Source organism: Actinomadura sp. KC216 (assembly GCF_004348535.1).
In the GTDB taxonomy this organism is placed as follows: domain Bacteria; phylum Actinomycetota; class Actinomycetes; order Streptosporangiales; family Streptosporangiaceae; genus Spirillospora.
Genome location: NZ_SMJX01000211.1, coordinates 1 through 14,696 on the forward strand (window position 1 = coordinate 1; position 14,696 = coordinate 14,696).

The 14,696-nt window shown below is 69.9% G+C and carries 15 protein-coding genes; 7 read left to right on the forward strand and 8 right to left on the reverse strand.

The window, feature by feature from the left end; genetic code table 11:
* Nucleotides 1–126: 126 nt before the first annotated feature.
* Entirely contained in the window at nt 127–1,572 is a 1,446-nt protein-coding gene (locus E1264_RS29125; RefSeq protein ID WP_132178654.1) for a catalase, read from the reverse strand.
* Nucleotides 1,573–1,763: 191 nt separating this feature from the next.
* On the opposite strand from E1264_RS29125, the gene E1264_RS29130 reads away from it, so the two are divergent.
* From E1264_RS29130 to E1264_RS29145, 4 genes are all read left to right on the forward strand, one after another.
* Nucleotides 1,764–2,867, forward strand: a complete 1,104-nt coding sequence (locus E1264_RS29130) for a CapA family protein (protein ID WP_132178655.1) — start codon at nt 1,764–1,766, stop codon at nt 2,865–2,867.
* Between the two features lie 51 nt (nt 2,868–2,918).
* Nucleotides 2,919–3,731: a MerR family transcriptional regulator gene (locus E1264_RS29135; RefSeq protein WP_132178656.1), complete on the forward strand. Its 813-nt coding sequence runs from the start codon at nt 2,919–2,921 to the stop codon at nt 3,729–3,731.
* Nucleotides 3,728–4,258 (forward strand): GyrI-like domain-containing protein, encoded by a 531-nt coding sequence (locus E1264_RS29140; RefSeq protein ID WP_132178657.1) that lies wholly within the window; start codon nt 3,728–3,730, stop codon nt 4,256–4,258. Before E1264_RS29135 ends, E1264_RS29140 begins: the two co-directional genes overlap by 4 nt.
* 118 nt (nt 4,259–4,376) lie before the next feature.
* Complete coding sequence (locus E1264_RS29145) at nt 4,377–5,393, forward strand: alpha/beta fold hydrolase (protein WP_165964439.1); 1,017 nt, start codon at nt 4,377–4,379, stop codon at nt 5,391–5,393.
* Here E1264_RS29145 and E1264_RS29150 read toward each other — a convergent pair.
* Both E1264_RS29150 and E1264_RS29155 read right to left on the reverse strand, forming a co-directional pair.
* Complete coding sequence (locus E1264_RS29150; protein ID WP_132178659.1) at nt 5,390–6,421, reverse strand: AraC family transcriptional regulator; 1,032 nt, start codon at nt 6,419–6,421, stop codon at nt 5,390–5,392. The two genes, E1264_RS29145 and E1264_RS29150, sit on opposite strands and share 4 nt — an antisense overlap.
* Nucleotides 6,422–6,609: 188 nt before the next feature.
* Nucleotides 6,610–6,912: a hypothetical protein gene (locus tag E1264_RS29155; protein WP_132178660.1), complete on the reverse strand. Its 303-nt coding sequence runs from the start codon at nt 6,910–6,912 to the stop codon at nt 6,610–6,612.
* A 508-nt stretch (nt 6,913–7,420) separates the two neighbouring features.
* Here E1264_RS29155 and E1264_RS29160 point away from each other — a divergent pair.
* Entirely contained in the window at nt 7,421–8,179 is a 759-nt protein-coding gene (locus tag E1264_RS29160; protein ID WP_165964440.1) for an endonuclease/exonuclease/phosphatase family protein, read from the forward strand.
* Nucleotides 8,180–8,226: 47 nt separating this feature from the next.
* Here the strand turns inward: E1264_RS29160 and E1264_RS29165 are convergent, their stop codons facing one another.
* The 5 genes from E1264_RS29165 to E1264_RS29185 form a co-directional block, all read right to left on the reverse strand.
* Entirely contained in the window at nt 8,227–9,021 is a 795-nt protein-coding gene (locus tag E1264_RS29165; RefSeq protein WP_132178667.1) for a class I SAM-dependent methyltransferase, read from the reverse strand.
* A 122-nt stretch (nt 9,022–9,143) separates the two neighbouring features.
* On the reverse strand, nt 9,144–9,425 hold the full coding sequence (locus E1264_RS29170) for a hypothetical protein (RefSeq protein ID WP_132178662.1): 282 nt from the start codon (nt 9,423–9,425) through the stop codon (nt 9,144–9,146).
* 72 nt (nt 9,426–9,497) lie between these two features.
* Nucleotides 9,498–9,869, reverse strand: coding sequence for a hypothetical protein (locus E1264_RS29175; RefSeq protein WP_132178663.1), 372 nt, complete (start codon nt 9,867–9,869; stop codon nt 9,498–9,500).
* Complete coding sequence (locus tag E1264_RS29180) at nt 9,869–11,773, reverse strand: peptidylprolyl isomerase (protein ID WP_132178664.1); 1,905 nt, start codon at nt 11,771–11,773, stop codon at nt 9,869–9,871. The genes E1264_RS29175 and E1264_RS29180 overlap by 1 nt, the downstream gene beginning before the upstream one ends.
* A 121-nt stretch (nt 11,774–11,894) precedes the next feature.
* The gene (locus E1264_RS29185; RefSeq protein ID WP_132178665.1) at nt 11,895–13,193 is read right to left on the reverse strand and encodes a GH1 family beta-glucosidase; all 1,299 of its coding nucleotides are present in this window, start codon (nt 13,191–13,193) and stop codon (nt 11,895–11,897) included.
* Between the two features lie 148 nt (nt 13,194–13,341).
* On the opposite strand from E1264_RS29185, the gene E1264_RS29190 reads away from it, so the two are divergent.
* Together E1264_RS29190 and E1264_RS29195 are read left to right on the forward strand one after the other, a co-directional pair.
* Nucleotides 13,342–13,965 carry a TetR/AcrR family transcriptional regulator gene (locus tag E1264_RS29190; RefSeq protein ID WP_132178666.1) on the forward strand — a complete coding sequence of 208 codons (624 nt, stop codon included), beginning with the start codon at nt 13,342–13,344 and terminating at the stop codon, nt 13,963–13,965.
* Between the two features lie 47 nt (nt 13,966–14,012).
* The gene (locus E1264_RS29195; RefSeq protein WP_243711233.1) at nt 14,013–14,621 is read left to right on the forward strand and encodes a hypothetical protein; all 609 of its coding nucleotides are present in this window, start codon (nt 14,013–14,015) and stop codon (nt 14,619–14,621) included.
* Nucleotides 14,622–14,696: the final 75 nt, after the last annotated feature.

The window sequence follows — 14,696 nt, forward strand, 5'->3', positions numbered from 1 at the left end:
CTCTCGCAGGGGACGTGGAGGGGCGGCCGGGCGGTGGTTAGCCGCCCGGCCGCCTTCGGGGGCGCGGTCAGCCGGGACGCGCCCCCCAGGGGACGGCGTCGTGGGCAGGCCGTCCCCGCGGGGTGGTCAGGAACCGTTCACGCCGAGGCCCTTGGCGATGCGGTCGCCGAGGTCCTTGTGGACGTTGCGCCAGTACTCGACGACGCGCGGCTTCATCTCGCTCGTCACCTCGGGCGCGTTGGCGTGGAGCAGGATGTTGTGGACCATGTGGTCGCGGTCGACGTCCGAGAGGACCTTCTCCCAGAGGGTGCGGGCCTGGCCGTAGTCGTCGTCCTCGCGGTGCAGCGTGTAGGCGCTGCGGACGATCTCGCCCGCGACCCCGTAGGTGTCGCCCGCCCAGAGGGACGGGTCGGCCACGGGACCGCCCACCGAGTTCGGCGCGTAGACCGGGTCACCGGAGTTGACGTAGGTCATCGCGCCGTCCTTGTTGTACGTGTGGACGGGCGCCTGCGGGCGGTTGACCGGCAGTTGCAGGTAGTTGGCGCCGATCCGGTAGCGGTGGGCGTCAGGATAGGAGAACAGGCGGCCCTGCAGCATCTTGTCCGGGGACGCGCCGATGCCGGGCACGAGGTTCGCGGGCTCGAACGCGGCCTGCTCGATCTCGGCGAAGTAGTTCTCCGGGTTCCGGTTCAGCGTCCACCGGCCGATGGTGATCGGCGGGTAGTCCGCATGCGGCCAGACCTTGGTGAGGTCGAACGGGTTGAACCGGTAGTCGGCGGCGTCCTCGAACGGCATGACCTGCACCTGCACCGTCCAGGACGGGTGGTCGCCGCGCTTGATCGCCTCGTAGAGGTCGCGGATGTGGACGTCGGGGTCCTGCGCGTCGGCCTCTTCGGCGGTGAAGTTCTTGATGCCCTGGTCGGTCTTGAAGTGGTACTTGACCCAGAACTTGTTGCCGGCGGCGTTGTACCAGAGGAACGTGTGGGAGCCGTACCCGTTCATGTGGCGCCAGGACGCGGGCGTCCCGCGGTCGGTCATCAGCAGCGACACCTGGTGGGCGGACTCGGGCGACAGCGTCCAGAAGTCCCACTGCATGTTGTTGTCGCGCAGGTGGTTGTCGGCGCGGCGCTTCTGCGAGTGGATGAAGTCGGAGAACTTCTGCGGGTCGCGGATGAAGAAGATCGGCGTGTTGTTGCCGACGAGGTCGTAGTTGCCCTCGTCGGTGTAGAACTTGATCGCGAAGCCGCGCGGGTCGCGTCCGGCGTCGGCGCTGCCGAGCTCCCCGGCGACGCTGCTGAACCGCACGAGCGACTCGGTGCGGGCGCCCTTCTGGAAGAGGCTCGCGCGCGTGTACTGGCTGACGTCCTCGGTGATTTCGAGAGTGCCGTACGCGCCGCCGCCCTTGGCGTGGACGACCCGTTCGGGGACGCGCTCGCGGTTGAAGTGCGCCATCTTCTGGATCAGGTAGTGGTCCTGCAGAAGCAGCGGACCGTTCGGGCCCACGGACTGCGAATGGGCGTCGCTCGGCGCTGGGATCCCGGCGTCGGTGGTGGTGGTCGGCCTGTCGGACATGGGCGCGGTCCCTCCTTGCTGCGTCGCCGTCCCGGTGGCGCTGCGTCCCGGAACAAACTTGAATGATTCAAGATAATGAAGCTTACATCTTTGGTGAGGGTGCTTGCCGCGCGTGGCATGCTTTGCGGCGCGTGGCATGCTGGGGCGTCCGATGACGGAGGTCCGAGGCGGGCCGGGGCGGAGGTGAGGCGATGGGCACGCGGGGGAAGGCGGTCGCTGCGGCGACCGTGGCAGGGATGATGCTGCTCACCGCGGCGGCGTGCGGCGGCTCCGGCGATTCCGGCGGGTCGAACCCGAAGGGCGCCACCTCGCCGCCGGACGGGCAGGGCTCGCCGGGCGGGACGCGGCCGGCGCCGCCCGCCAAGGAACCGATCATCCTGGCCTTCGGCGGCGACACGCACTTCGAGGGTCAGTTGCGCTCCCGGGCCGGCATCCCGAAGAACGCGCTTGGGCCGGTCTCTAAGCAGCTGCGCGCCGCCGACCTCGCCATGATCAACCTGGAGACGGCGATCACCACGGGCGGCGGGACCCCGGCGCCCAAGTCGTTCACCTTCCGCGCGTCGCCGTCCGCGTTCAAGGCGCTGCAGGGCTCCGGTGTGGACGTCGTGTCCATGGCCAACAACCACGGCATGGATTACATGGAGGGCGGGCTCCGCGAGTCCCTGGCCGCCATCAAGCGCAGCGGGTTCCCGGTCGTCGGCATCGGCAAGAACGCGGACGCGGCGTTCCGTCCCTACCGCGTCACCGTGAAGGGCAACAAACTCGCCATCGTCGGGGCGACCCAGGTACTGGACGACAACCTGATCCAGCAGTGGACGGCCACGGACACCCAGGGCGGGCTTGCGTCGGCCAAGAACGTCCCCCGGATGGTGCAGGCCGTGAAGGAAGCGCGCAAGGGCTCGGACGTCGTCATCGTCCACCTGCACTGGGGCGCGGAACTGCAACCCTGCCCGCTGCCGCGCCAGCAGGAACTCGCCAAACAGCTCGTCGCGGCAGGCGCCGACATCATCGTCGGCGGGCACGCGCACATTCCCCTGGGTGGCGGCTACATGGACGGCTCGTACGTCCACTACGGCATGGGCAACTTCGTGTTCTACTCCGCGAACGGCAAGACCGCCGAGTCCGGGGTTCTGCTGCTGAAGGTCGAGAACGGCAAGGTCACCAAGGACAAGTGGGCGCCCGCCCGCATCTCGGGTGGCATCCCGATCCCGCTGAAGGGCGCCGCGGCGGCGTCCGCCCTCAAGCGCTGGAACGGCCTGCGCGAATGCACCGGGCTGCAGGCGCGCCCATCCTGATCCGTTGCCGGGCTGGACTCTCCCACTGTGGGAGGGATGAGGGTGGTGCCCGTGAGCGATGATCTCCTGCCGATCGGGCGGTTCGCGCGGCTGTGCCGGCTGAGCGTCAAGCAGCTCCGGCACTACGACGACCTCGGGCTGCTCGTCCCGGCGTGGACGGACCCGGCGTCCGGCTACCGGTACTACCGGCCCGGCCAGGCGCGGGACGCGCTGCTGATCGGCCTGCTGCGGGCGATGGACGTGCCGCTGCCGGACGTGGCCCGCGTCCTGTCCGGCGACGAACACGACACCCCCGAGGAGGCACGTGCCCCCAAGGAGCAGCGCGTTCTCAAGGAGGCGCGTGCTCTCAAGGAGGTGCGCGATCGGATCGAGGCCGATGTCGCGCGGCGGCGGCGCGGCCTGCGCCTCCTGGACCGCGTGGTCGCGGAGGGGTTGCCGCAGGCCGAGGTGTCGATCGTCCGGGAGCCGGCGCGCCGCGTGTTCACGGCGCGGGAGCGTGCGACACCGCTGACGATCCCGGACGCGACCGGCGCGTGCGTGCGGCGCCTGCTGCCCCGGATGTCGCCGGACGGCCTGCTCATCGGGCTGTTCCCGCTGGACATGGACGAGGAGTTCGACGTCCGCGTCATGGTCCAGGCGGCGGACGGCGATGACGTCCTGCCCGGTGGTTCGTTCGCGTCGGCCGTCCATGTCGGCCCGTACGAGGAGATCCCGCTCACGGTCCATGGCGTGCTCGCGTGGTTCGGCGACTACGGGCACACGCCCGCCGGACCCGTCCGCGAGGTGTACCTCAACGACCCCGCGACCACGCCGCCCGAGCACCTGGAGACCAAGGTGCAGATCAGAGTGGAGGATGCCCAGTGAGCTGGTACGAGGCGGCAGAAGAACCGGAGCTGGTGGAGCACGGGCGCGTGTCGGGGCTGGCCGTGACAGGTCGCGGTGAGCCGGGCGGCGCCGCCTATGGCGAGAGCGTCGGTGCGCTGTACGCGGTCATGGGCGCGCTTGGCGCACCCATGGCGCCGCTGGAGGGATTCTGGTGGGTCGAGGACGAGCGTTCGCCGTTCGACGTGCCGCGCGACCAATGGTGGTGGCATCTGTTCCTCCGCCTCCCGGACGCCACAGAGTCCGTGGACCAGGCCCGTGAGGAAGCGCGCTCGAAAGTGCCTGCGGCGGCGCGCGTCCAGCACGTGACGTTCACGGAGGGACGGTGCGTGCAGATGCTGCATCGCGGGGCGTACGCGGACGAGCCCGCGTCCCTCGCCCGCATGGACGCGTTGATGAAGGCCGAAGGCGTCGTGCCGAACGGCCTGCATCATGAGATTTACCTGTCCGATCCCAGCGAGACCGACCCGGAGAAGATGCGCACGATCTTGCGCCAGCCCGTCCGGTAGGCCGTCCGGTAGCCCGCCTGCCGATCCGCCGGGAGTCGTATTGGACGGCCCGTCTCAGTGGCGTAGTTTCACGGGAAACGATGCGGGGCGACGGATGGACGGACGGGCAGGCGGGTTGATGCGAGACCAGCGGGTGAGGTCGGGCGAGATCCGGCTGGCGGTGCGGGTACGTGGCGAGGGGCACGGGCAACGGCCGACGGTCGTCCTCGTGCACGGCTACCCGGACACCAGCGCGATGTGGGACGAGGTGGCCGAACGACTCGCCGACCGGTTCCGCGTCGTCGCGTACGACGTGCGCGGGGCCGGGGCGTCCAGCAGCCCGTCCGATCCGCTCGACTACCGGCTGGACGCCCTCATGGGCGACCTCGAAGCCGTCCTGGACGGTGTCGGCGCGGACGAGCCCGTCCATCTGGTCGGGCACGACTGGGGTTCGGTGCAGGGCTGGGAGGCCGTCATCGGCGACCGGCTGCGCGGCCGCATCGCCTCGTTCACGTCGATCTCCGGGCCGGACCGGCGGCACATGGCGCGCTGGGCCAGGCGGGCCGTCCGGTCCGGGCCGCGCGGCGTCGTCGAGGTCCTCGACCAGGCGCGGCGCAGCGTCTACATGCCGGTCCTGATGGCGCCCAAGGTCGGCGAGCTCGCGGCCCGCGTGCTCGCCGCCGGATTTCCGCGGCTGATGGCGCGCCGGGAGGGCGCCGACCCGCGCTCGGGCCACCCGGCCGCCACGCTGCCTGCCGACGCCCGCAACGGCCTCGGCCTGTACCGGGCGAACATGACCCGCCGCCGCCGTCCAGCCCGTCCTGGAGGGGCCCGGAAGGACGATGCCGTGCGGACGGACGGCGCGGGCGGCGCGAGCGGTGACGGGCGGACGGACCGTGATGGGCGGACGGACGTGCCCGTCCAGCTCATCGTCCCCATCAAGGACCGGTACGGCTCCCAGTCCCTCCTGCTGTCCGCGCGCGGGCCGGTGACCCGCCTGTATGTGCGGCGCGCATCGGCCGGGCACTGGGTGGCGCGCAGCCATCCCGACCTCATCGCCCGCTGGATCACCGAGTTCGTCGAGCACATGGACGGCGGCCCGGAGACCCCCGACCTGGCCCGCGCCCGCGCGGCAGGCACGCCCGCCGAGCACTAGGTCGTGCTGGTGGTGGCGGTGGTCGTCGTCCGGTTGAGGGTCTGGGTGGGGGTTTCTCCGAAGCGCTGGCGGTAGTGCGCGGCGAAGCGGCTCATGTGGACGTATCCGGCGGCCTCGGCGGCGGCCGTGACCGTGCGCGGGCCGGGTGCTGCCGCGAGGAGTGCGGCGCGGGCGTGGTCGAGCCGTATCCCGCGGAGGAGCCGGGTGGGCGTGAGCCCCCATTCGTCCTGGCAGATGGCCTGGAGCTGGCGGACGCCGACGCCCGCCGCCGCGGCGATGTCGGTGACGCCGATCGGCTGGTGGTGGTGGGCCTCGACCCATTCGCGGATGACACCGGCGAGACGGTGGGAGGGCCGGTCCTCGGGTTCGGCGAGGCTCTCGGTCGCCGTGTGCGGCAGGCCGAGCAGGAGGGCGGTGAGCAGCGACTCCTCCAGGCTCCGCTCCGCCAGCGGATGGAGACCGCCGGCCGCCGTCGCGTGGTCGAGGACCTCGCACACGTGCCGCCATGTCCGCTCGACGATCGAGGACGGTACGAGCCCCGGTTCGCCGGAGCCGTAGAAGCGCAGCGGTGCGGTGTGCTCGCGTCCGAGATGGCCGGCGAGGTGGTCGGCGAGCCGTCCGGTGCTCGTCGCGATGATGAGGCAGCCCATCATCGGGGGCGGCGTCATCCGCATCGGCTCGTCGTGGGACAGGATGTGGCCACCGCCCGTCGTGTCCCGACTTTTCGTGACCCGATACTCGATGTCCATGGGCGCCATCGGTGCGCACATCGCGAAGTGCCCCTCGGTCGGCGGGGTGTCCACGATGACGCCGTTGCCGCCGTACCGCACCCAGACGAGGTTGATCGCGCCGACGCTGAGGGCGTTGACCTGGCCGTCCAGCGGTGCACCGGGCCGGAGGGCCTGGAGGTCGTGGCCGACCGCGTACGGTTCGACCGTGTCGTGCAGGACGTCGATGTCCGTGCTGACGACCCGCTGGTAGGCGGACAGGGGCGGCGGTATCTCGCGCGTTGTCTCGGGTGAAGTCATGGTCGTATCGATGGTGCCGTTGTGTGACGGTCGATGCGGATGTGTTCGGCGATGTCACACCATTCTGCGCGAGGACGCGGTGGGCGCGGGCGGATGTCCAGATGCAGCCATGACCGAACGCGGCGTCCCAAGGCCGGACGTGTGTTCGGGTGGGGGCGCGGCCAGAACGGCTAAATCGGCCAGAGTGGTCAGATCGGGATGGCGCCGAGGACGAGCCGGTCGAAGGGGCCCGTGTCGGTCGGGCGCGGGCCGTCCGTCATCGCGTAGACGACGACCCGGGCGGGGTGTCGCCGCTGTTCTCGCGCCCGCAGCGCCAATTCATGGACGACGTCGGCGAGATGGGCGCCGCAGGAAACGCGTCCGCCCGCCGCGCGGTCTCCTGGGACGGCCGTCGCCTCCAGGCATACGTGAAAGCAGGAGGACCGCCCGCAACAAGCCATCGAGCACGGTTGCCTGCCGATGTGGGGAAGATAAGCGGGGTCGCTGTGCATCGGTGCCACTTTCGGCGTCACGAAGTCGGCGATGATCAGGGGATTACCGGGAGCGTGCGAATCGTCACGGGGTGAATCGCCGGGGTGCGAATTCAGTGACCCCTCGGGCAGCAGGACGTGCACATGAGCGCCTCCATGACTACGGCCGGGGCTGAGTCCCCCAATCATGCACCAGCCTCTCCTTCATTTCAACGCATGCCGGATAGCCCGCCGCGCTCTCCGGTTAGTCATGTCACTCCCGCCTTCTAGGGATTTAGCCGAAATACCTCAATGAGGCCCCGGTATGGCGCGTCCGAAATAGGGGACGTCGTCGCTGCGGGTCCGGAACCATGCGGAAAGCCGGGCATCGGGTGGCATGGCGGCGTCCGGAGAGCTTGGGGCGCTGGGGAACGCGGGGGGCGGCAGGTGGCGAAGTTCTGTGCGGTGCGGCTTCCACGTAGAGTGGCGGCATGGCGGGCATGGCCATGTGGGACGACGAACGGCGCCTCGCCGGCAGGCACGGCGCCTCATGAACGTCCGCATCCTCACCTTCAACACGCTGTTCCGCGGCCGTTCACGGGCCCGCTTGAGCGTGCTGGCCCGGCTCCTCGAGGAATCGGACTACGACGTCGTCTGCCTGCAAGAGGTCATCTCGCCGCGAAACCTGGCCCATCTGCGCCGGGCGGCGAAGTCGTACCCGCACGTCGCGCACGCGGCCACCTTTCCGGTGGTGCGCGGCGGCTTGGTCACTCTTTCGCGCCGGACGATCACGCGCCGCCATTTCCAGTCCTTCACGCCCGTCCGTCCGGCCCGTCCGGAATGGCTGCTGCGCAAAGGCGCCCTGTTCACCCGCATCCGGCTTCCGGACGGATTCCTGACGATCGTGAACACGCACCTTTCCGCGAACATGGACATGGACTGGTCCATGTCCAACGCCTACACCAGGGTCGAGGAATCCGAGCTGGGCGAACTGGCCGGGCTCATCGGGAGAATCGGCGCGGCGGAACCCAAGGTCGTGATGGGCGACTTCAACGTCCCCCGGTCTCATGAGCTCTTCCGGGAGTTCGCGTCCGCCACGGGTTTGCGCGATGCCCTCGACGGCGACACGGCGCCCACCTTCCGTCCCGAGCTCGCCGTCCTTGAGCCCATAGACCAGATCCTCGTCACGCCGGGCATCGAGGCCACGACGCGCCTGCTCTTCAAGGACCACGTCCGCCTCGCCGATGGCCGGTTCGTCCCTCTGTCGGACCATTACGCCGTGGAAGCGACCCTTACCTTGCCGGCGTAGCGTGCGGCCATCGGGCTGGAGGCACGCACGTGCCGACCGGTGGCCGGTCAGCCGGGCTTGCGGGTCTCGGTCGTCGCCGAGGGGCTGCCGGGCTTGCGGGCCTCGATGAGGATCCGGGACGAATGCGCGACGAACACGCCGTCCTCGCGAATCCGCTCGTGCAGGCGCCGCAGGCGATCGCGGTACGCGTCGACGGAGAAGCCCGGGACGATCCAGATCACCTTGCGCAGGAAGTAGACGACCGCGCCGATGTCGAAGAACTCCATGCGCAGCCGCTCGAGGCGCAGGTCCTTGATTTGGAGGCCGGCGGCCACGGCGTCGGCGCTCTCGATGTCCGGATGGCGCTTCTGCCGCGCTTCGGGCTGCGGCCCGAGAAAGTACTCGGTCAGCTCGAAAACGCTGGCGGGACCGACGTGCTGGGCGAAGTACGTACCTCCGGGGGCGAGGACGCGGGCGATTTCCGTCCACCAGACCGTGGCGGGGTGGCGGCTGACGACCAGATCGAACGCGCCGTCGGCGAAGGGCAGCGGCGGCTCGCCGGAATCGGCGACCACCACGACGCCCCTCGGATGCAGCAGCCGCGTGGCCCTGTCGACATTCGGCGGCCAGGATTCCGTGGCCACCATGGTGGGCGGGAACCGGGTGGCGCCTGCGAGCACTTCACCGCCACCGGTCTGGACGTCCAGCGCCGCGCTCGCCTTGGCCAGCCGTTCGCTCATCAACCGCTGATATCCCCAGGACGGGCGCTGCTCCGCCGCCCGGCCGTCCAGCCAGGAGAAATCCCAGCCCTCCACGGAGGCCGCCCCGGCCTCCGCGATCAGGTCCTCGAACGTGCGGTCCATGATCCCATTGTCGCGGTAGGCCCCGGACCGCCCGCCGTCGACGAGAAGGCGCCCGGCGCTCATCCTGGCAATCGCCTTGGCCCGGGCCATAGCGCGGCCTAGCCCGGGGCCTTGGCGCGGGCCTAGCTCGGTGCTCTCAGCCTGGAGTCGATTTCCATCAGGAGCTCCAGCGCGGCCTCGTCCCCGGTCCGGGCGAAGGCGGCGCTGACGGCCGCGGCGGCTTGGCCGCCGGTCAACCAGTCGATGACCTGCCGGTACGGGTGCGACGAGGGGTCCCAGTATCCGGGGGGAATGAGCGGTCGCCCGCGCCGCCAGATCAGCTTCTCCGTGACGAACTCGTGCAGCTGGCGGACGGCGGGTTCGGACGTCAATGCGCCGCCCCATTCGTCCAGCCAAGGAGTCATGTCGGTGTTCATGCCGGCGAGTGCGCAGATGGCGGAGCTCGCGGAGGGGAGGGTGGGGAAGTCGGCGATGGTTCACGTCCAGAAGGAGTTCAGGAAGCCGGTGATGGCGTCGCGCTGTGGCCAGTCCAGCCACCCGACCCGGCTGAACTTGCTGAAGACGATTTCCACGTCCGGCCAGTCGAACGCGTCATCGGCCGCAAGTTCCAGCAAGCGCGGTGCGAAATAGTGGAAGTCCTCCGGGCCGCCCCAGGTGTTCAGCACCTTGGCGGCGTACCGGCGCAGGTCCGCGCCGGTCAGGTCGCGGAGGGGCCGGGCGAGCAGTGGCCGTCCATCGTCAGGGTCGACGCAGCAGGGACACCCTTCCAGATCCACCGGACGCGGGACGTCCTCGAACGCGGCATAGAGGTCCTCGACCACCGGCACGCGGGCTGCCTTCTCAGCCATTAACCGGCGAGCGTTCGGAACTCGGTGATGGTGACCTTCTGCTTCGGCGGGCCGTCACCCGCTCCCGTGAGTTCGCCGGCCTCGGCTCCCGCCTTCGCCACCTTGTCGACCACCTCCATCCCGGACGTGACCCGCCCGAAAACGGTGTAGTCGGGCGGCAGGGACGGCGCGTCCCCGTAGAGGATGAAGAACTGGCTGCCGTTGGTGTTCGGCCCGGCGTTGGCCATGGCCACGGTGCCGCGGATGTAGCGGGTCCCGGCCGTGATCTCGTTCCCGAACTGGTAGGAGGGCCCGCCGCTCCCCGACCCGGACGGGTCACCGCATTGCAGGACCTTGAGGGTGTTGCTCGTCGTGAGCCGATGGCATTTGGTGTTGTCGTAGTACTTCTTGCTCGCGAGGAAGGCGAGTGAGTGGACGGTGCAGGGAGCCTTGGCGGGGTCCAACTGCACTTCCAGCGTGCCGAGATTGGTCTTGATTGTCGCCCGTTGCGGTTGCGTCGCGGGGACCTGGGACGGCGGCTTCCCCACGTCCTTGGCGGTTGTGCCGGTCGTCGGCGAGTAGACGCAATTCCGCGTGGACGGACCCGATTGCGCCACAGCCCCGCCGCTGCTCGTCCGGGCGCCCGGTCCTGTTCCGGTCCTCGTCCCGTTGCCTCTGAGCAGGACCGCGGCGAAGACCGCCCCGGTGACCAGGAGAACCGCGGCGGCCGCCCCGGCGATGACCAGGAGCGGACGTCCCTTCCGTCCCGCCGCCGGATCCATCGGCTGCGGAAACCCTGCGGGAAGCGGAGGCGGCCCGCCGCCCGGCACGGTGCCCTGCTGATAAACACCGAACGGCGGGGACCCGGGCGGTGGTGGTGCGCCCGGCCAAGGATGTTCAAGCGCGTGCGGCACTGGTGCGTCGGCCGCCATCGGGGACGGTGGGAGCGGCGGCGACGGCGATGCGGCGGCCGACGTGCCTTCCGCAAGCAGACTCACGCGCGCATCCGGGCTTGCCTCTGCATCCGCACCCGCGCCCGCATCCACGGCTGCGTCCAGGTCTACGTTTCCGTTCGGGGCCGAACGCGGGACCGGGCTCGACGGCCGGGTCACATCCGGCCGGTTGCCGAGGAGATGCTGCAGGACCTGGAGGGCGGTCGGGCGGGCCGCCGGGTCTTTGGCCAGGCACGACGCGACGAGGGCGCGCAGTTCCCCGGTCAGCGCGCCCAGCTGTGGCTCCCCGTGCAGGACGCGCTGCATGATGGCCGCCACGTTGTCGCCGCCGAACGGCGGGACGCCATTGGCGGCGAACGCGATCGTGCACGCCCACGCGAACATGTCCAGGGGGGCGCCGCCCGCCGAGCCCGCGAACTGCTCCGGCGCCATGAAGGCGGGTGTGCCGACCGCGCCGGTCATGGTGGCCGAGGTGGCGTCGAGCGGGCGGGCGATGCCGAAGTCGATGACCCTCGGCCCGTCCTCGCCGAGCAGCACGTTGGCCGGTTTGAAGTCGCGGTGGACGACGCCCGCCTCATGGATCGCGGCGAGCGCGGTGGCGGTGCCGATGGCCAGTCTGACCAGCTCTTCGCCGCCCGCCACACCCTGCTCGGTGATGTGCTCCCGCAGCGACGGCCCGTCGATGAACTCGCTGACGATGTACGGGACGTCCTCGTCCGTCCCGGAGGCGAGGATGCGGGCGGTGCAGAACGGCGCGACCCGGCGGGCCGCGGACAGCTCACGCTCGAAGAGCGTCCGGGCCCGGTCGTCGTGGCCGATTTCGGCGTGCAGGAGCTTCACCGCGACGCGCTGGCCGGTGTCCGATTCGCCCAGGAAGACACTGCCCTGGGCGCCCTCGCCGATCCGGGCCCTCAGCCGGAACCCGGCGACCTCGCGGGGATCGTTCGAGCGCAGCGGACGAGGGTCGGGCATTCAGGACCTCCACGGCGGAAGCGGCGAGAGCAGATTATCCACAAGCCGCCGATCACCGAGTACCGCCGCCGCAGGGACCGCCACGGGCCCGCCTCGTTCTGAACGCGCCGCCGTCGCGGGGTCAGGCGGACGCGGCGATGAGGTCGCGATACCAGCCGTAGGACTTCTTCGGCGTGCGTTTCTGTGTCTCGTAGTCGACATGGACGAGGCCGAAACGCGGATGGTAACCCTCCGACCATTCAAAATTGTCGAGAAGCGACCACGCGTAGTAGCCGCGGATGTCGATGCCCTCGTCGATGGCGGTCCGCATGGCCGTGATGTGGGCGTCCAGGAATTCGATGCGGGACGAGTCGTCCACGGTGCCGTCAGGGCCGATCTCGTCCGGGAACGAGCAGCCGTTCTCGGTGATGTAGACGGGCGGCAGCGCGTACCGCGAATGGAGGCTGCGCAGCAGGGACAGGAAGGCGTCGGGGACGATCGGCCAGCCCATCCCGGTCACCGGATACCCGGTGATGTCGGTGATATCGAACGGCAGCGGGCCTTCCTCCGGCATTTTGAGGCGCGTCGGCTGGTAATAGTTCACGCCCAGGAAATCGATGGGCGACGCGATGACCGCGAGATCCTCCGAACGGACGAACGAAGCGTCCGCCATGACATCGGGATAGCGGCCGAGAAGGACGGGATCGGTGAAAAGCCGGTTCATGAAGGCGTCGAAAGCCTCCGCCGCCGGCTGGTCGTCGGGAGTCGCGGGCCAGGCCGGCGAGTAATGGTTCGTCAGGCCGATCGCACGGGCGCCGCGTCCGCGCAGGGCGTTGACGGCGAGGCCGTGGCCGAGGAGCTGGTGGTGCGCGGTCGGGAGCGCGTCGAGCATGAGCGTCCGGCCGGGCGCGTAGACGCCGAACGCGTAGCCGTAGGCCATGACGACCACGGGCTCGTTCAGAGTTATCCACATTTCCACACGGTCCGCGAGCCGCTCGGCCGCGAGATAGGAGAATTCAGCGAACCGGTAGGCGGTGTCACGGCTCATCCAGCCGCCTGCGTCTTCGAGCGGCTGCGGGAGGTCCCAGTGGTAGAGGGTGGCGGCGGGGGCGATCCCGGCCGCGAGCAGGCCGTCCACCAGGCGGTCGTAGAAGTCCAAGCCCTTCGGGTTGGCGGGCCCGCTCCCGGACGGCTGGACGCGCGGCCACGCGATCGAGAACCGGTAGGAGCCCACGCCGAGCCCCGCCATGAGCGCAACATCATCGGCCCAACGGTGGTAGTGGTCGCAGGCGACATCACCCGTGTGCCCATCGCGGACGCGCCCCGGCGTGTGGGCGAACGTATCCCAGATGGACGGGCCCCGCCCGTCCTCCCTCACCGCGCCTTCAACCTGGTATGCGGCCGTGGCGACGCCCCAGCGAAACCCGTCCGGAAGCCCCATCGCGTTCCTCCCCGAACCACCAGAAATGCGAATTGTTTTCGGATATTAGGAGCTCGGATGGTACGCACGGAAGACTCCCATGACCTTGGGGTGGTGTACGGCACGCCGCGCATGCCGGAGCCCGCCGTGTTCGGGTGACAATGGTGGCGTGACCGAGATCCGGACTCCCCTCCGCCGCCGTCCCGCCCAGCGCCGCAGCGCCGAACGCGTCCAGCGGATGCTCGACGCCTGTGCGGACATCCTCGACGAGGACGGCTACGACGGCCTCACCACGACGCGCATCGCGCAACGCGCCGACGTGGCCATCGGCTCGGTGTACCAGTTCTTCCCCGACAAGCGCGCCGTCGCGCAGGCCCTCGCCCTCCGCAACCTGGAGGTGTTCGGGGAACGGGTCTCGGCGCGGCTGGCCGAGGGCGGTTTCGGCGACTGGTCCGACACGGTCGGCGCGATCATCGAGATCTTCGTGGAGATGCACCGGACCGTGCCAGGTTTCCGCGTGCTGCGGTTCGGCGACGTCGCGGACGTCCACCTGCTCGACTCCGACGCCGACAACAACGCGGTGGTCGCCGGCCGGCTCCGCCAGATGATCGTGGAGTCGTTCGGTGTCCAGGACACCCCGAGCCTCGCCACCGCGCTCGCCATCGCGGTGGAGGCCGGCGACGCCGTCCTGAAGATGGCGTTCCGCCGCGACCCCGCCGGCGATCCGCTGATCGTCGCCGAGGCGGAGCGGCTGATCCACGGCTATCTGGCGTCGCATATCGAGGAGTCCTGACCAGAACCCCGCAACTGTGGCAGACTCCGCAAAACGCTACAGAACGGGTGAGTTCGCTGGACGAGGAACGGCTCCAGGCGCAGAACACGCTGCTGATCCGGCAGCGTGTGCGCCTGATGGTGAACCAGTACGAGGTGCACGCCCAGGCGCCGGACGGCGGCGAGGGCGAACTACTCGCGTTCGCGCAGCAGAAGCGCCTGGCCTTCAAGGAGCAGGTGACCCTCTACGCGGACGACGCGAAGACCCGCCCGATCCTGGGCTTCAAGGCCCGCAAGCGCATCGACCTCGCCTCCGCCTACGACATCACGGACGCCAACGGCCAGCCGATCGGCGTCTTCCGCAAGGACTTCAAGAAGTCGCTGCTCGCCTCGACCTGGCACCTGGAGCAGCCCGGCCTCGGCGTCACGACGGGCAGCGAGCGCAACAAGACCGTCGCGGTCCTGCGCCGCATCTGGCAGTTCATCCCCTACGTGGACTCCCTCCCGTTCGCCTGGCCGTACCACTTCGACTTCTACGCCGGTGACCAGCTCGTCTTCTCCGTCGTCAAGAAGTTCGGCTTCCGCGACCGCTACGTCGTGGAAATCAAGGACCCGCGCCTAGACCGCCGCCTGGTAATAGCCCAAGCCGTAGGCCTAGACGCCCTCCAATCCCGCTGAACCCCTCGGCTGCCACCCGGCCAACCCGTCCCGGCCGAGCGCCCGCTCACCCAAAGCCGCCCCACCGCCCTGGAC